This window comes from Mesorhizobium sp. M0848 (assembly GCF_040319805.1).
Taxonomy (GTDB): Bacteria; Pseudomonadota; Alphaproteobacteria; order Rhizobiales; family Rhizobiaceae; genus Mesorhizobium.
The window spans coordinates 1-17196 of sequence record NZ_JAMYOM010000018.1; the positions used below are offsets into that span (position 1 = coordinate 1).

General features: G+C 61.9%; 17 protein-coding genes. 15 read left to right on the plus strand and 2 right to left on the minus strand.

Annotation, left to right across the window (positions count from 1 at the left end; genetic code table 11):
• Positions 1-456: 456 nt before the first annotated feature.
• The 12 genes from eno (at position 457) to plsY (ending at position 11500) form a co-directional block, all read left to right on the plus strand.
• Positions 457-1731, plus strand: coding sequence for a phosphopyruvate hydratase (eno, locus tag NKH95_RS20570; RefSeq protein WP_023812044.1), 1275 nt, complete (start codon positions 457-459; stop codon positions 1729-1731).
• A gap of 275 nt (positions 1732-2006) precedes the next feature.
• Positions 2007-2330 carry an FtsB family cell division protein gene (locus tag NKH95_RS20575; protein WP_352552016.1) on the plus strand — a complete coding sequence of 108 codons (324 nt, stop codon included), beginning with the start codon at positions 2007-2009 and terminating at the stop codon, positions 2328-2330.
• A gap of 192 nt (positions 2331-2522) precedes the next feature.
• Positions 2523-3560: a pyruvate dehydrogenase (acetyl-transferring) E1 component subunit alpha gene (gene pdhA / locus NKH95_RS20580; RefSeq protein WP_127272717.1), complete on the plus strand. Its 1038-nt coding sequence runs from the start codon at positions 2523-2525 to the stop codon at positions 3558-3560.
• A 15-nt stretch (positions 3561-3575) separates the two neighbouring features.
• The gene (locus NKH95_RS20585; protein ID WP_352892792.1) at positions 3576-4976 is read left to right on the plus strand and encodes a pyruvate dehydrogenase complex E1 component subunit beta; all 1401 of its coding nucleotides are present in this window, start codon (positions 3576-3578) and stop codon (positions 4974-4976) included.
• Between the two features lie 18 nt (positions 4977-4994).
• Positions 4995-6377 carry a pyruvate dehydrogenase complex dihydrolipoamide acetyltransferase gene (locus NKH95_RS20590; RefSeq protein ID WP_128304446.1) on the plus strand — a complete coding sequence of 461 codons (1383 nt, stop codon included), beginning with the start codon at positions 4995-4997 and terminating at the stop codon, positions 6375-6377.
• A 13-nt stretch (positions 6378-6390) separates the two neighbouring features.
• Complete coding sequence (locus NKH95_RS20595; protein WP_023812040.1) at positions 6391-6807, plus strand: hypothetical protein; 417 nt, start codon at positions 6391-6393, stop codon at positions 6805-6807.
• A complete protein-coding gene (locus tag NKH95_RS20600; protein WP_128304447.1) occupies positions 6804-7439 on the plus strand; it encodes an SGNH/GDSL hydrolase family protein in 636 nt (211 codons plus the stop codon). Before NKH95_RS20595 ends, NKH95_RS20600 begins: the two co-directional genes overlap by 4 nt.
• Positions 7440-7451: 12 nt before the next feature.
• Positions 7452-8897, plus strand: coding sequence for a dihydrolipoyl dehydrogenase (lpdA, locus tag NKH95_RS20605; RefSeq protein ID WP_352441534.1), 1446 nt, complete (start codon positions 7452-7454; stop codon positions 8895-8897).
• An 89-nt stretch (positions 8898-8986) separates the two neighbouring features.
• Complete coding sequence (locus NKH95_RS20610; RefSeq protein WP_023812036.1) at positions 8987-9244, plus strand: GlsB/YeaQ/YmgE family stress response membrane protein; 258 nt, start codon at positions 8987-8989, stop codon at positions 9242-9244.
• A 137-nt stretch (positions 9245-9381) separates the two neighbouring features.
• On the plus strand, positions 9382-10347 hold the full coding sequence (gene lipA, locus NKH95_RS20615; RefSeq protein WP_023812035.1) for a lipoyl synthase: 966 nt from the start codon (positions 9382-9384) through the stop codon (positions 10345-10347).
• Between the two features lie 12 nt (positions 10348-10359).
• A complete protein-coding gene (locus NKH95_RS20620) occupies positions 10360-10815 on the plus strand; it encodes a type II toxin-antitoxin system RatA family toxin (protein WP_127294439.1) in 456 nt (151 codons plus the stop codon).
• A gap of 10 nt (positions 10816-10825) precedes the next feature.
• Positions 10826-11500: a glycerol-3-phosphate 1-O-acyltransferase PlsY gene (gene plsY, locus NKH95_RS20625; RefSeq protein ID WP_352552030.1), complete on the plus strand. Its 675-nt coding sequence runs from the start codon at positions 10826-10828 to the stop codon at positions 11498-11500.
• A 45-nt stretch (positions 11501-11545) separates the two neighbouring features.
• Here plsY and NKH95_RS20630 read toward each other — a convergent pair whose 3' ends face one another.
• Together NKH95_RS20630 and NKH95_RS20635 are read right to left on the minus strand one after the other, a co-directional pair.
• Complete coding sequence (locus tag NKH95_RS20630; protein WP_352611734.1) at positions 11546-12028, minus strand: CinA family protein; 483 nt, start codon at positions 12026-12028, stop codon at positions 11546-11548.
• Positions 12025-13254, minus strand: coding sequence for a bifunctional 2-C-methyl-D-erythritol 4-phosphate cytidylyltransferase/2-C-methyl-D-erythritol 2,4-cyclodiphosphate synthase (locus tag NKH95_RS20635; RefSeq protein WP_352611735.1), 1230 nt, complete (start codon positions 13252-13254; stop codon positions 12025-12027). Before NKH95_RS20635 ends, NKH95_RS20630 begins: the two co-directional genes overlap by 4 nt.
• A gap of 262 nt (positions 13255-13516) precedes the next feature.
• Here NKH95_RS20635 and dusB point away from each other — a divergent pair, with 262 nt between their 5' ends.
• From dusB to ntrC, 3 genes are read left to right on the plus strand one after another with little or no spacing between them, the layout of a single operon-like run.
• Positions 13517-14545 (plus strand): tRNA dihydrouridine synthase DusB, encoded by a 1029-nt coding sequence (gene dusB, locus NKH95_RS20640; protein ID WP_352611759.1) that lies wholly within the window; start codon positions 13517-13519, stop codon positions 14543-14545.
• The gene (locus NKH95_RS20645) at positions 14542-15684 is read left to right on the plus strand and encodes a two-component system sensor histidine kinase NtrB (protein ID WP_023812029.1); all 1143 of its coding nucleotides are present in this window, start codon (positions 14542-14544) and stop codon (positions 15682-15684) included. Before dusB ends, NKH95_RS20645 begins: the two co-directional genes overlap by 4 nt.
• Positions 15681-17141 (plus strand): nitrogen regulation protein NR(I), encoded by a 1461-nt coding sequence (gene ntrC, locus NKH95_RS20650; protein ID WP_023812028.1) that lies wholly within the window; start codon positions 15681-15683, stop codon positions 17139-17141. The genes NKH95_RS20645 and ntrC overlap by 4 nt, the downstream gene beginning before the upstream one ends.
• The last annotated feature ends 55 nt before the right edge of the window (positions 17142-17196 follow it).

Consider the following 17196-nt stretch of genomic DNA (forward strand, 5'->3'; position numbering starts at 1 on the left):
CCTTCTCGTTGTGTGGGTCGCTCTTTGTTTGTAAAATCAACTCAAATATTTTATTCACTGCCCCGGTTATCCCTATACCACACCCCCCACCCCGCCCCCCCGGCGGCGGGGGGGGCCCGCTTTGGATTCTGGCTTATTCGCTGACGTATAAGGGGGCCATCGCCTTCGGCGGCGACTGCTGATTGTCGCACGACGTCAGGAATGCCGCCGCGATCAGGAACAGACTCACGATACCACTCAACTGGGACATGGCGAAACTCCTCCTGTTTCGCCCCGCGCCCCCGCACCATAGCCACAAGCCGGCCTGCCGTACATGACTTATGATGACAGCGATTTGCGCTTCGTGAATCGTTCGGAGGCTGATGCCGCGGCAATAATTGCCAGCCGGCCGATTGCCTTTTGCAGCACTTTGGCTAAGACGTGCGGCATTCTTCAGATCAATCGAGGACATCGCAAATGACCGCCATCATCGACATTGTCGGGCGTGAAATCCTGGACAGCCGTGGAAATCCGACCGTCGAGGTCGATGTCATTCTCGAAGATGGCTCAATGGGCCGCGCGGCGGTGCCATCGGGTGCTTCGACCGGCGCCCACGAGGCCGTCGAACTGCGCGACGGCGGTGCCCGCTATCTCGGCAAGGGTGTGCTCAGGGCCGTCGAAGCGGTGAACGGCGAACTGTTCGAGGCGATCGGCGGCATGGAAGCCGAAAACCAGATCCATATCGACCAGACCATGATCGAGCTTGACGGCACGCCCAACAAGAGCCGGCTTGGCGCCAACGCCATTCTCGGCGTGTCGCTGGCGGTGGCCAAGGCGGCCGCCGATGCTGCCGGCCTGCCGCTGTACCGTTATGTCGGTGGCACCAAGGCGCATCTCCTGCCGGTACCGATGATGAACATCATCAATGGTGGCGCGCATGCCGACAACCCGATCGACTTCCAGGAATTCATGATCCTGCCGATCGGCGCGCCGACGCTGCGCGAAGGTGTACGCTGGGGTTCGGAAATCTTCCATACGCTGCGCAAGAAGCTGAAGGATGCCGGCCACAACACCAATGTCGGCGACGAGGGCGGCTTTGCCCCGAACCTGAAAAGCGCCCCGGTGGCGCTCGATTTCATCATGGAATCGATCGAGCAGGCCGGCTTCAAGCCGGGCGACGAGATCGCGCTCGGCCTCGATTGCGCCGCGACCGAGTTCTTCAAGGACGGCAACTACGTCTATGAGGGCGAGAAGAAGACGCGCGATCCCAAGGCCCAGGCCAAATATCTGGCCAAGCTTGCCGCCGACTATCCGATCATCTCGATCGAGGACGGCTTGGCCGAGGACGATTGGGAAGGCTGGAAGTACCTGACCGACCTGATCGGCAAGAAGACGCAGCTGGTCGGCGACGATTTGTTCGTCACCAACACGGCGCGGCTACGCGACGGCATCCGCATGGGCGTTGCCAATTCGATCCTGGTCAAGGTCAACCAGATCGGCTCGTTGACGGAAACGCTCGACGCCGTCGAGACCGCGCACAAGGCCGGCTACACCGCCGTCATGTCGCACCGCTCGGGCGAAACCGAGGATTCGACCATCGCCGATCTCGCGGTTGCCACCAATTGCGGACAGATCAAGACCGGCTCGCTGTCGCGCTCCGACCGCATGGCCAAGTACAACCAGCTGATCCGCATCGAGGAAGAACTCGGCAAGCAGGCAAGCTATGCCGGCAAGTCGGTGATCAAGGGCTGATCCGGAACACCGGCTCATCGATACCGGACAAAAGGGCGGGAGCATTCCCGCCCTTTTTCGTTTCGGTGCCGCCAAACAGGTCTCCCGTAACCGTCCGTTAAGCACAATCGGGCGAAAAAGATCGTGAGCCGCCTGAGTTCGCGGGCTAGAGCCGGATGATTTCAGGTCTGTTCGACCTGAAATCTGAATCCGACTCTAAATCAAAGAGATAGAGCATGTTGTCGTCCGAAAACCGCTTCACACTTTTCGGCATCACGCTCTAGAGGAATCGGGCGATGTGGACGCGTCAGCACAAGCAGAGAAACACCGGCCGGCTGATCATTCCCTCGCTTTGCGTGGCGTTCCTGGCCTATTTCGGCTTTCACGCCTATCATGGCGAATTCGGCATCTATTCGAAATATCAGCTGGAAGCCCAGACGGTGGCGCTGCAAGGCCAGCTCGATGCGATCAAGGCGCGCCGCATGGAACTCGAGCGCCGCGTTCGGCTGATGCATGAAGGCACGCTCGAGAAGGACATGCTCGATGAGCAGGCACGCAAGGCGCTCAATCTGTCCCAGGCTGACGAAATCACCATTATGTTGCCGACTTCGGTGAAATAACCGATATTTAGTTAATCATCAATATTTTCAATGATTTTAATCGCTTAGGCGCATGCCAGCTATGCAAATTCGGCATGGCGCAACGCTTTAACGCGTGTTAGCCTCCCGAAATCGGTGGGGAGGAGCTGATCTCCCCAGAGCAGATTTCGTCCTGCTCTAATGTCCACAAAGAGACGCCACAGGGAGTGATGCATGGCCACCGCCGCCAGAAAAGCGCCTGCCAAATCCAAATCCGACGGCAAATCGGGGCTTTCGGCCCCCAAGCCCGCCGAGTTCACCAAGGACGAAGAGCTTGCCGCTTACCGGCACATGCTGCTCATCCGTCGTTTCGAGGAAAAGGCCGGCCAGCTTTACGGCATGGGTTTCATCGGCGGCTTCTGTCACCTCTATATCGGCCAGGAAGCGGTCGTCACCGGCATGAAGATGGCGCTGATCGACGGCGATCAGATGATCACCGCCTATCGCGACCACGGCCACATGCTGGCGATGGAGCTGTCGCCGCGCGGCGTCATGGCCGAGCTGACCGGCCGTCGCGGCGGCCTGTCCCGGGGCAAGGGCGGCTCCATGCACATGTTCTCCAAGGAAAAGCACTTTTACGGCGGCCACGGCATCGTCGGCGCGCAGGTGTCGCTGGGCACGGGCTTGGCTTTCGCCAACCGCTACCGCGACAACAACAATGTCTCGCTGACCTATTTCGGCGACGGCGCGGCCAACCAGGGCCAGGTCTATGAAAGCTTCAACATGGCCTCGCTGTGGAAGCTGCCGGTGATCTACATCATCGAGAATAACCGCTATGCGATGGGCACCTCGGTGTCGCGCTCTTCGGCGGAAACCAACTTTTCGCATCGTGGTGCCTCGTTCAAGATCCCAGGCATCCAGGTCGACGGCATGGACGTGCGCGCTGTCAAGGCTGCCGGCGACCAGGCGACCGAATGGTGCCGCGCCGGCAACGGGCCGATCATTCTCGAAATGCAGACCTACCGCTACCGCGGTCACTCGATGTCCGATCCGGCAAAATACCGCTCCAAGGAAGAAGTGCAGAAGATGCGCTCGGACCATGACCCGATCGAGCAGGTCAAGGCACGGCTGATGGAAAAGAAGTGGGCGACCGAGGACGAGCTCAAGACCATCGACAAGGAGGTCCGCGACATCGTCGCCGACGCCGCCGAATTTGCCCAGAACGACGCGGAGCCGGATCCGTCCGAGCTCTGGACCGATATCGTATTGTAACGGGAGGGCAAGGACATGCCGATCGAAATTCTCATGCCCGCTCTCTCGCCGACCATGGAAGAGGGCAATCTTTCCAAGTGGTTGAAGAACGAGGGCGACAAGGTCGTGGCCGGCGACGTTATCGCCGAGATCGAGACCGACAAGGCGACGATGGAAGTCGAAGCTGTTGACGAAGGCACGCTGGGCAAGATCCTGATCGCCGCCGGTACCGAAGGCGTCAAGGTCAACACACCGATCGCTGTGCTGCTGCAGGACGGCGAAAGTGCCGGGGATATCGGCAAGGCCGCGGCGCCCGCCAAGGCGGAAGCGCCTGCAAAGGCAGAGGCTCCGTCGGCCGCAGAGGATAAGGCGGAGGCCGCAAAGCCGGCTGCGCCGGTGGCTGCTGCTCCGAAGACGGAAATCGCCGCCGATCCGGACATTCCGGCCGGCACGGAAATGGTCTCGACCACGGTGCGCGAAGCGCTGCGCGATGCGATGGCCGAGGAAATGCGCCGCGACGGCGATGTCTTCGTCATGGGCGAGGAGGTTGCCGAATACCAGGGCGCCTACAAGATCACGCAAGGCCTGCTGCAGGAATTCGGGCCGCGGCGCGTCGTCGACACGCCGATCACCGAGCATGGCTTTGCCGGCGTTGGCGTGGGTGCGGCGATGGCCGGCCTGAAGCCGATCGTCGAGTTCATGACCTTCAACTTCGCCATGCAGGCGATCGACCAGATCATCAACTCGGCCGCCAAGACGCTCTATATGTCCGGCGGCCAGATGGGCGCGCCGATCGTGTTCCGTGGACCGAACGGTGCCGCCGCCCGCGTCGCTGCCCAGCACTCGCAGTGCTATGCCGCCTGGTACAGCCACATTCCGGGCCTGAAAGTGGTGATGCCCTACACCGCCGCTGACGCCAAGGGCTTGCTGAAGGCAGCGATCCGCGATCCGAACCCAATCATCTTCCTCGAGAATGAAATCCTTTACGGTCAGTCCTTCGACGTGCCGAAGCTGGACGATTTCGTGTTGCCGATCGGCAAGGCGCGCATCCATAAATCAGGCAAGGATGTCACCATCGTCTCCTTCGGCATCGGCATGACCTATGCGGTCAAGGCTGAAGCGGAACTGCGTGGCCTTGGCATCGATGCCGAGATCATCGACTTGCGCACGATCCGGCCGCTCGATCTCGACACCATCATCGCCTCGGTCAAGAAGACCAACCGCCTGGTGGTGGTGGAGGAAGGTTATCCGCAGAACTCGGTCGGCGACCATATCGCCAACCAGGTGTCGCAGCGCGCCTTCGACTTTCTGGACGCGCCGGTCATCACCATCGCCGGCAAGGATGTGCCGATGCCTTATGCGGCCAACCTCGAGAAGCTGGCGTTGCCGAATGTCGGCGAAGTCATCGAGGCGGTCAAAGCCGTCACGTATCGCTGAACCGGGCGGGAGGACAAAATGCCAATCAACATCACCATGCCGGCCCTGTCGCCCACGATGGAAGAGGGCAATCTGTCCAAGTGGCTCGTCAAGGAAGGCGACAAGGTTTCGCCGGGCGATGTCATTGCCGAGATCGAGACCGACAAGGCGACGATGGAAGTCGAAGCTGTCGATGAGGGCACGGTTGCAAAGCTCGTCGTTCCCGCCGGCACCGAGGGCGTCAAGGTCAATGCGCTGATCGCCGTGCTCGCCGGAGAGGGCGAGGATGCAGGCGCCGTCGCGAAAAGCGGTGGCGGTGCCGCACCAGCGAAAGCCGAGGCGCCGAAAGCGGAGGAGCCCAAGGCTGACGCACCAAAGGCGGAAGCATCAAAGGCGGAAGCATCAAAGGCGGAACCGGTCGCGACCGCACCCAAGGCAGAGGCGGCTCCAGTTGCCAATGGTCATGCGGCCGGCGAGCGCACCTTCGCCTCGCCGCTCGCACGTCGCATCGCCAGGGAAGCCGGCGTCGATGTGTCTGCCGTGACCGGCACCGGCCCGCATGGCCGCGTCGTCAAGGCAGATATCGACGCCGCGATTGCCGGTGGCGGCGCCAAGCCTGCCGCCAAGGCAGCACCCGCCGGGGCTCCGGCAACTGCTCCTGCTGTGAAGGCGATGTCCGACGATCAGGTGCTGAAGCTGTTCGAGGCTGGCTCCTACGATCTCGTCCCGCATGACAATATGCGCAAGACCATTGCGCGCCGCCTGGTCGAGGCCAAGACCACCATCCCGCATTTCTACCTGACGCTCGACTGCGAGCTCGATGCACTCCTCGCATTGCGCACGCAGATTAACGCCGCAGCCCCGGTAAAGAAGACCGACAAAGGCGATGCGCCCGCCTACAAGCTGTCGGTCAACGACATGGTCATCAAGGCGATGGCGATGGCGCTGAAGGCGGTGCCGGATGCCAATGCCTCATGGACCGAAAGCGCCATGGTCAAGCACAAGCATGCCGATGTCGGCGTCGCCGTGTCGATCCCGGGCGGCCTGATCACACCGATCATTCGGCATGCCGACGAAAAGACGCTGTCCACCATCTCCAACGAGATGAAGGATCTGGCCAGCCGGGCGCGCAGCCGCAAGCTGAAGCCGGAAGAGTATCAGGGCGGCACCACGGCGGTGTCCAACCTCGGCATGTTCGGCATCAAGGACTTTGCCGCCGTCATCAACCCGCCGCATGCGACGATCCTTGCCGTCGGTGCCGGCGAGGAGCGGGCGGTGGTCAAGAACGGCGAGATCAAAATCGCCACCGTGATGTCGGTGACGCTGTCGACCGACCATCGCGCCGTCGACGGCGCGCTGGGTGCCGAACTGCTGGTCGCCTTCAAGCGCCTGATCGAGAACCCGATGGGCATGCTGGTTTAGGACGGAGAGGGCGGTGCGGATCTTCTTCACCTCCCTTATGGCGTTTTTCCTGTCAGGATTGGCAGGCGGCTTGGTTGCTCAACAGCTGGCGGTCGCAACCCATGCGCAGGAAGAATACATTCTGGTGTTCATGACGTCGGTGCTTGTCACCATTGTCGCGACGATCGTGTTTTTCATCGCGCAGCTTTTTTCGAACGCACCGTCGATCATCAACTGGCTGGGCCTCTGCGCAATTGTCCTGTTCGTGCTGATCGGGCTCGGCCTGATCGGTTGGACGTTCTCTCAGCCGGTCGATAAGCGCCAGTGGGAAGGTGACCTGCCGATCGTCGCCGGCCTGGTTTTGCCGAACCTGGCCACTGTGCTGGTTCACTGGCTGTTCGTGCGCTGGCGGTTGAGGCGCGGCTCGATTAACGCACAGGTGGGCGCATGAAGACGGTTCTTTGTTACGGCGACTCGCTGACCTGGGGCTACAATGCCGAAGGTGGCCGCCATGCGCTGGAAGACCGCTGGCCGAGCGTGCTGCAGGCAGCGTTAGGCGCCGACGTGCAAGTGATTGCCGATGGCCTCAACGGCCGCACCACGGCCTTCGACGATCATCTGGCCGGTGCGGACCGCAACGGTGCAAAACTGCTACCAACCGTCCTGACGACCCATGCGCCGATCGACCTGATTGTCATCATGCTCGGCGCCAACGACATGAAGCCGTGGATCCACGGCAATCCCGTCGCGGCCAAGCAGGGCATCCAGCGGCTGATCGACATCGTGCGCGGTCACGACTATCCGTTCGACTGGCCGGCGCCGCAGATCCTGATCGTTTCGCCGCCTGTGGTCAGCCGTACAGACAATGCCGAATTCAAGGAGATGTTCGCCGGCGGTGACGAGGCTTCGACGCGGTTGGCGCCGCTCTATGCCGCTCTTGCCGATGAGGCCGGCTGCGGCTTCTTCGACGCCGGCAGCGTGGCGCAAACCACCCCGCTCGACGGCGTCCATCTCGATGCCGAAAACACGCGAAACATCGGCAAGGCGCTGGCACCCGTCGTGCGCGTCATGCTGGAATTGTGAAGGAGAAAAACCGTGGCTGAGAACTACGACGTCATCATCATCGGCTCCGGCCCTGGCGGCTATGTCACCGCGGTGCGTTCCGCGCAACTCGGCTTCAAGACGGCGATCGTCGAGCGCGAGCATCTCGGCGGTATCTGCCTCAACTGGGGCTGCATCCCGACCAAGGCGCTGCTGCGCTCGGCCGAGATCATGCACTATTCGGACCACCTGAAGGATTACGGGCTGAAGCTCGACGGCAAGGTCAGCGTCGATGCGTCAGCCGTGGTCGACCGCTCGCGCAAGGTGTCGCTGCGGCTCAATGGCGGCGTTGCCTTCCTCATGAAGAAGAACAAGGTCGACGTCATCTGGGGCGAGGCCAAGCTTTCGAAGCCGGGCGAGATCGTCGTGTCGAAGACGGCCAAGAAGCCGATGGAGCCGCAGCCGCCAGTGCCGAAAGGCGTCAAAGGCGAAGGCACCTATACCGCCAAGCACATCATCCTGGCGACCGGCGCCCGGCCGCGCGCACTGCCCGGTATCGAGCCGGACGGCAAGCTGATCTGGACTTATTTTGAAGCCATGGTGCCGAAGGAGATGCCGAAGTCGCTGCTGGTCATGGGGTCGGGCGCCATCGGCATCGAATTCGCCTCCTTCTACCGCACCATGGGCGCCGAAGTGACGGTGGTCGAGCTGCTGCCTGCGGTGATGCCGGTCGAGGATGCCGAAGTCTCGAAATTCGCGCAGAAGCAGTTCGAGAAGCAAGGCATGAAGATCATCCTCGAAGCCAAGGTGACCAAGGTCGAGAAGGGTGCCAACTCGGTCACCGCGCATGTCGAGATGAAGGACGGTAAGGTCGAGAAGATCACCGCCGATCGGATGATCTCGGCCGTCGGCGTCCAGGGCAACATCGAGGGCCTCGGGCTCGAGGCGCTTGGCGTGAAAACGGAGCGTGGCTGCGTCGTCATCGATGGTTACGGCAAGACCAACGTGCCGGGCATCTACGCCATCGGCGATGTCGCCGGCCCGCCGATGCTCGCTCACAAGGCCGAACATGAGGGGGTCGTGTGCATCGAGAAGATCGCAGATTTTCCTGGCGTGCATGCCACCGACAAGCTGAAGATTCCGGGCTGCACCTACTGCAATCCGCAGGTCGCCTCGGTAGGCCTGACGGAAGCCAAGGCCAAGGCCGAGGGCAAGGACATCCGGGTCGGGCGCTTCCAGTTCGCCGCCAATGGCAAGGCCATTGCGCTCGGCGAGGATCAGGGTTTCATCAAGACCATCTTCGACAAGAAGACCGGTCAATTGCTCGGCGCCCACATGGTCGGTGCCGAAGTGACCGAACTGATCCAGGGTTTTGTCGTGGCGATGAACCTGGAGACGACCGAGGAAGAGCTGATGCACACCATCTTCCCGCACCCGACGCTGTCGGAGATGATGAAGGAAAGCGTGCTCGACGCCTATGGCCGCGCGCTCAACGCCTGATAGATTGAAAGCGCTGCTACAGATGGAACCCGGCGGCAAGGTACTTCGTTTGCGAATGCGTTTTCACGTATCCCACAAGGAGAAGGCATATGCACCTGAATGGCGTCGGCTGGATAGCAGCCATCATCATCGGCGGCCTGGCAGGCTGGTTCGCCGAAATGTTCATGAAGAGCAACACCGGCATCTTCATGAACATCGTCATGGGCATCGTCGGCGCGGTCGTGCTGAACGCCATTCTGCAGGCTCTCAATTTTGGCCCGTTCGGCGTCGGCTGGATTGCCTATCTGATCACCGGCTTTATCGGTGCCTGCCTGCTGATCTGGGCCGGGCGTCTGGTGCGCCGTTAGCATCACTGAAGAGTTGCTATGCGAAAAAGGCTGTTGCGGCATGCGCCGTGGCGGCCTTTTTCTTTGCGTTGAAAAGTCTTAGATGACGTTATGACAGCGAACGCCTGACTGGCGTCGCGAATGAACCAGGTTTCCCGATGGTCACTGTCCTCGATACGATCGCCAACGCCCCGCGCTTGCGGCATCCGGAAAAGGCGCACAAGCCTGATCAGGACGTGCTGCGCAAGCCCGACTGGATCCGCGTCAAGGCGCCGGTGTCGAAGGGCTATGCCGAAACGCGCGAAATCGTCAAATCGCACAAGCTGGTGACGGTCTGCGAAGAGGCCGGCTGCCCTAACATCGGCGAATGCTGGGAAAAGAAGCACGCCACCTTCATGATCATGGGCGAGATCTGCACCCGCGCCTGCGCCTTCTGCAACGTCGCCACGGGCATTCCAACAGCGCTTGACCCGGATGAACCGGCCCGCGTCGCGCATGCGGTCAAGCAGATGGGCCTTACCCATGTGGTCATCACATCGGTGGACCGTGACGATCTCTCCGATGGCGGTGCGCAGCATTTCGCTGAAGTCATTCGTGCCATCCGGGCCGCGACGCCTTCGACGACGATCGAAATCCTGACGCCCGACTTCCTGCGCAAGGACGGCGCGCTGGAGATCGTCGTGGCCGCCAAGCCCGACGTCTTCAACCACAATCTCGAAACCGTACCGTCGAACTATCTGACGGTTCGTCCGGGCGCCCGCTATTTCCATTCGATCCGGCTGTTGCAGCGGGTCAAGGAGCTTGATCCGTCAATCTTCACCAAGTCCGGCATCATGGTGGGGCTGGGCGAGGAACGGAATGAAATCCTGCAGCTGATGGACGATCTGCGGTCCGCCAATGTCGATTTCATGACCATCGGCCAGTACCTGCAGCCGTCGAAGAAGCACCACCCGGTGATCCGCTTCGTCACGCCGGAGGAGTTCAAATCCTTTGAGACGATCGGCCGGACCAAGGGTTTCCTGCTGGTGGCATCTAGCCCGCTGACGCGTTCATCGCATCACGCCGGCGACGATTTTGCCAAGCTGCGCGCGGCACGGGAAGCGATTCTCAAGAAATCAGCTTAACTCGCTGGTTCCATGCCAAAATTCGAAGCCACCCGACGCGTATCCCATACACCCGAGCAGATGTTCGCTTTGGTCGCCGATGTTGAATCCTATCCGCAATTCCTGCCGCTTTGCGAAGCGCTGACGGTTCGCTCGCGCAAGGAGCGTGACGGGCGCACTGTTCTGCTTGCCGACATGAGCATCGGCTACAAGGCCATCCGCGAAACCTTCACGACGCAGGTGCTGCTGAAGCCCGCCGAGAACGCCATCGACGTGAAATACATCGACGGGCCGTTCAAATATTTGAGCAATGTCTGGCGTTTCGAACCCGACGGCGCCGGTTGCGCCGTCCGCTTCTTCATCGACTACGAGTTCAAGAGCCGTATTCTGGGCGCGGTCATGGGAACCATGTTCGATCGCGCCTTCCGCATGTTCGCCGAAGCCTTTGAGAAGCGCGCCGACGTCATCTACGGTGCAAAACCGTCTTGAGGCCCTGCGCATGCTTTTCTGGATAGCGAGCACCGTTGGACTGGCAATCGCCTATCTCTTCGGTACCATGCCCACGGGTTATCTGGCGGGGAAGCTGCTCAAGGGCATCGATATCCGGGAGCATGGCTCCAAATCCACCGGGGCAACGAACGTCTTGCGGGTCTTGGGAAAATGGCCTGCGTTGGTGGTGTTGCTGCTGGATGTGCTGAAAGGCGCGGCGGCGATCGTTTTTGCCCGCTGGTTCTATCCCTGGTTCATCACGTTGCCGTTGGTTACGCCATCGACCCCGCTTGACCTGCAAACCTGGGTGCCTTGGGCTGTTTGCCTGGCCGGAATTGCCGTGTTGTTGGGACATGGCCGTTCGATCTGGCTGAATTTTACAGGTGGCAAATCCGCTGCGACGGGGCTTGGCGTGTTGCTGGCTCTGTCTTGGCCGGTAGGTGTGGGGGCTGCGGCGGCTTTTGGTGCTGTGCTGGCTACGTCTCGGATAGTTTCCCTGAGTTCGATGGTAGCGGCGTTGACCGCGATCGCCCTCATCTGTGGCCTGGAGCAACCGTTGGCCTATCGGTTGCTGGTGATTGCGGGCAGCATCTACGTGATTGCGCGCCATCGTGCCAACATTCAGCGGCTGCTGGCTGGGACGGAGCCACGCTTAGGGCAAAGCAGCCCGGAATCGAAAACGTAACCGCAATCCAGCTTTCGGGCCCGCCCGCCCAACGTTTTTATAACCCTATCCGAGTGCTTGTAGGCCCAGTTCCAGCGCTTGCCGGACCGTTTCGCGACGAATGAAATCGCGGCCTTTGTCTGCAAAGAGCTGGTGCTCGGCGACAATCGGTCGGCCGTCCAGCGCAACCCCGAACCAGACCAGGCCGACCGGTTTTCCCGCCGAACCGCCGCCAGGCCCGGCAATGCCGGTGACCGCCAGGGTCAGCCCGGCGCGCGAACGGACAAGCGCGCCTGTTGCCATCTCGATCGCCGTCTCGCGCGAAACCGCGCCGTGCGCCTCAAGCGTGGCGGCGGAGACACCGAGCATGTCCATCTTGGCCTCGTTGGAATAGGTGATGAAGCCGCGATCGACCACGGCCGAGGAACCGGCGATGTCGGTGAGCGCGGAGATGATCATGCCGCCGGTGCAGCTTTCCGCCGTTGCTAGCATGATGCCGCGCTTCTGGCAGGCTTGCAGCAGCGCATTTGCCAGCTCGTTGTTGCTCATTCCGGCACCTCGCCGGGAAACACCACGCTGGCGGTGGCAATCGCCGCTATGCCTTCCTCGCGCCCGACAAAGCCGAGCTTCTCATTGGTTGTGGCCTTGATCGAGATGCGATCCGGCGTAATCGCCAGCATCTGAGAAAGGGCTGCGGTCATGGCCTCGCGATGCGGCCCGACGCGCGGCGCTTCGCAGATCAGCGTGATGTCGGCATTGGCGATGCGGCCGCCGCGCGCGCGCACCAGCCTTGCCGCATGCTCGACGAATATGCGCGACGCAGCGCCTTTCCACTGCGGGTCGGATGGCGGAAAATGCGTGCCGATGTCGCCTGCGCCGCAAGTCGCCAGCAGCGCATCGGTCAAGGCGTGCAGACCGACATCGGCGTCGGAATGGCCGGACAGCTTCTTGTCGTGTGCAATGGCGACGCCACACAAAGTGACATGGTCTCCCGGTTCGAAGGCGTGGACGTCGTAGCCATTGCCGGTACGGATATCGGGAAAGCGCACGCGTTCGCCGGAAAGCCGCTGGTCCGCCATCGCAATATCCCGTGCCCAGGTGAGTTTGACATTGTCCGGCGAGCCCGGAACGATCTTGACCGGAATATTCGCCCATTCGGCGATCGCGGCATCGTCGGTAAAATCCATTCTTCCCAGATGATGGGCTTTCTCGTGCGCGGCAAGAATGGGCCAGAACGGAAAGCCCTGTGGCGTTTGCGCCGCGTGAAGACCGCTGCGCGAAACGGTTTCGCCAACCACGCCGGAGGCCGATTCGCGCTTCAGCGTGTCGGCGACGGGCAAAGCGGGCAACGCGCCCTCGCGCTCGCCGATGGCGGCGATGGTGCGATCTATCAGGTCCGCATCGACAAACGGGCGGACGGCGTCGTGGATCAGAACCTGCGCCGGCGCGTGGCCTCTAAGGGCAAGCAGGCCGAGCCGGACGGATTCCTGCCTCGTCGCCCCGCCCATGATGGCGGTGACGCGCTCTACATTGGCGCCCGCCGCCTGCCGGAACAGCTCGTGGTCATCGGCATGAATGGCGACGACGATCTCGCTGGTCCGCGGGTGGGCCAGAAAAATGTCCAGCGTGTGTGCAATGACGGCAAAGCCGCCAATGTGTTGATATTGCTTCGGTCCGTTGGCCTGTCCGGCGCGCGCACCACGGCCGGCCGCAACGATCACCACCGCGACCTTGCCATCCGCATCCGAAACGTGATTTTCACTTGCGTCAGTCATGCCCGTTTGGTCCTAGCGCACGATCCCGAAAAGTGTAATCGGTTTTCGGAAAGATCGTGCGCTAAGTATGAAATTCCAAAGCGTCCTTTGCGCGTCCTGAGGGACGCGCGGCGCTTTGGTCGCGGCCAAAGCCGAAGGCCAGCATTTTCCCAATTGCGCCTAAATGTGGCGTCATTCCGCGTTGCACATTGCGCCGGTTCTGGCTAGAGAATGTGCAACGAATGAAGATGCTTGGTTTTTGTGCATGGTTAACTTGACCAAATTGCCTGACTTGACCAAATTGGCAGGGCCGCTTGATGTCGGCGGTGTGAGACTCCGCAATCGCGTGTTCCTCGCACCAATGTCGGGGATTACGGACGAGCCGTTCCGGCAGCGTGCCCACGCGCATGGAGCAGGCCTGGTCGTGTCCGAAATGGTTGCCAGCGGAGAGCTCGCCAAGGGCAGGGCCGGTTTCAACCTGCGCATACGCCACTCCGGCCTGCCCGTCCATATGGTTCAGCTTGCAGGCCGTGAGGCGATGCACATGGCCGAAGGTGCCAGAATCGCAGCCGGTGAGGGGGCCGACATCATCGACATCAACATGGGCTGCCCGGCCAAGAAGGTTACCGGCGGTTATGCGGGTTCGGCATTGATGCTGGATCTCGACCACGCACTGTCGCTGATCGACGCCGTTGTCGGCGCGGTCGAGGTGCCAGTGACGGTCAAGATGCGGCTTGGCTGGGACGAAGGCGCGCTCAACGCGCCGATGCTCGCGCGCCGCGCCGAGCAGGCCGGTGTCAGCATGGTGACCGTGCACGGCCGCACGCGCTGCCAGTTCTACCAGGGCAAGGCCGACTGGCGCGCCATCGCCCGCGTCAAGGAAGCCGTGTCCATCCCGGTCGTCGCCAATGGTGACGTCTCTTCGCCGGCGGAAGCGGCCGACATTCTCGATCAATCGGGTGCCGACGCCGTGATGATCGGCCGTGCCCATTATGGCGCGCCCTGGATCGCAGGCGGCATTGCGGCCGCGGCGACCGGCGAGGCGACGCCAAACATGCCACGGGACTCGACCGCGGTCGCCGACTACATCGTGGCCCACTACGAGGACATGCTGGCGCTCTACGGCGCCGAAAGCGGCCTGCGCCAGGCGCGCAAGCATCTTGGCTGGTATCTTGATCGGCATGCCGGCGGCGTCGCCGACGACAGCCGAAAGGCTATACTGACCGCATTCGAGCCCGCGCGCGTTATTGCCTTGCTGCGCGATGTGTTTTCGCGCGATCCGCAACCCTTGAACCTGCGGAGCGCCGCATGAACGCCGCCGCCGGCCAGGGCGCCGAAATGGCGGATGCCGCCCAAATCGTGCTCAACACCATCCGCCGCCCGGTGATCATGATCAGCGAGGAGGGGTTCATCACCTTCGCCAACGCCGATGCGGAAGACTTTTTTCGCTCGAGCGCGACCATGCTCGCCCGCAACACGCTGTCAAAACTCATTCCCTTCGGCAGCCCGCTGCTGACACTGGTCGACCAGGTGCGCGAGCGCCGGGCTCCGGTCAACGAGTACCGCGTCGACGTGTCGTCGCCGCGGCTCGGCATCGAGAAGGTCGTCGATCTCTATGTCGCGCCGGTACCGGAATTTCCGGGCTCGGTGGTGGTTATGTTCCAGGAACGGTCGATGGCCGACAAGATTGACCGGCAGATGACGCATCGGGGCGCGGCACGTTCGGTCACCGGTCTGGCGGCGATGCTTGCCCATGAGATCAAGAACCCGCTCTCAGGCATCCGCGGCGCTGCCCAGTTGCTCGAACTGTCGGCTTCCGACGAAGACCGCGCGCTGACGCGGCTGATCACCGACGAGACCGATCGCATCGTGTCGCTGGTCGATCGCATGGAGGTGTTTTCCGACGAGCGGCCGATCGACCGCTACCCCGTCAACATCCATGTCGTTCTCGACCATGTGAAGGCGATTGCCAAGAACGGTTTTGCCAAGAGAATCAAGATATTGGAGGATTATGATCCTTCGTTGCCTCCGGTGTTTGCCAACCGCGACCAGTTGATCCAGGTGTTCCTCAACCTGGTCAAGAACGCCGCCGAGGCGATCGGCAGCGACCCGCAGGGCGAGATCGTGCTGTCGACCGCCTTCCGGCCAGGCATCCGTGTTTCCGTTCCGGGCACGCAGGACCGCGTGTCGCTGCCGCTGGAATTCTGCGTGCGCGACAACGGCTCCGGCGTTTCGGAAGACATCTTGCCGATCCTGTTCGACCCGTTCATCACCACCAAGCCGAACGGCTCCGGGTTGGGTCTTGCGCTGGTCGCCAAGATCGTCGGCGAGCATGGCGGCATCATCGAATGCGAATCGACGCCGCGCGGCACCACATTCCGCATCCTGATGCCGGCCTGGAAAGAAGCGCCAAACGGCGCCGATGATGACGGTGAAGGAGACCGCAAATGACCGTTCGCGGCAATATTCTCGTCGCCGACGACGACGCGGCGATCCGTACCGTCCTCAACCAGGCGCTTTCGCGCGCCGGCCACGAGGTGCGCGTCACCTCCAATGCTTCGACTTTGTGGCGCTGGGTGGCGGCGGGCGAGGGCGACCTTGTCATCACCGATGTGGTCATGCCGGACGAGAACGCCTTCGACATGCTGCCGCGCATCAAGAAGGCGAGGCCGGAGCTGCCGGTCATCGTCATGAGCGCTCAGAACACCTTCATGACGGCGATCCGCGCCTCCGAAACCGGCGCCTATGAATATCTGCCTAAGCCGTTCGACCTGACCGAACTGCTCAACATCGTCAACCGCGCGCTTTCCGAGCCGCGTCGGCCGAAGATCGACGCGCGGCCGGAAGAGCAGCCCGATGCAATGCCGCTGGTCGGCCGCTCGGCCGCCATGCAGGACATCTACCGCATGCTGGCGCGCATGATGCAGACCGACCTGACGGTGATGATCTCGGGCGAATCCGGTACCGGCAAGGAGCTGGTGGCGCGCGCGCTGCATGAATATGGCCGCCGCCGCGGCGGCCCTTTCGTCGCCATCAATATGGCGGCGATCCCGCGCGACCTGATCGAATCGGAACTGTTCGGTCACGAGAAGGGTGCCTTCACCGGCGCACAGAATCGCTCGACCGGGCGCTTCGAGCAGGCTGAAGGCGGCACGCTGTTCCTCGACGAAATCGGCGACATGCCGATGGAGGCGCAGACGCGGCTGCTGCGCGTGCTCCAACAGGGCGAATACACGACGGTTGGCGGACGCACGCCGATCAAGACCGACGTGCGCATCGTCGCCGCCACCAACAAGGATCTGCGCACGCTGATCAACCAGGGGCTTTTCCGCGAGGATCTTTTCTATCGCCTCAATGTCGTGCCGCTCCGGCTGCCAGCGCTGCGCGAGCGCTCCGAGGACGTGCCGGACCTCGTCCGCCACTTCTTCAAGCTCGGCGAAATGGAAGGCCTACAGACCAAGCGCATTTCTTCCGGCGGCATCGAGTTGATGAAGCGCTATCCGTGGCCAGGCAATGTTCGCGAACTGGAAAACCTGGTTCGCAGGCTTGCCGCGCTCTATTCGCAGGACGAGATTTCCGCCGAGATCATCGAGGCCGAGCTGAAGACCGGCGAGCGCCCCGTAGTGCCGGGAGGCGGTAACCTCATTCCCGACGATTTGTCGATTGGCCAGGCGGTCGAGCATTTCCTGCAGCGCTATTTCGCGTCGTTTGCCGGCGACTTGCCTCCTGCCGGGCTCTATCAGCGCATCCTGTCCGAGGTCGAGTTTCCGCTTGTCCTGGCCTCGATGACGGCAACGCGTGGCAACCAGATCAAGGCTGCGGAACTGCTGGGCTTGAACCGCAACACGCTGCGCAAGAAGATTCGCGAGCTCGGCGTCAACGTCTACAAATCATCGCGGCAGGGCTGAGCCTTGATCTGAGCCCGCGCTCTTTTCAGGGGATCGGCTCGCGAAAGATTTCCGT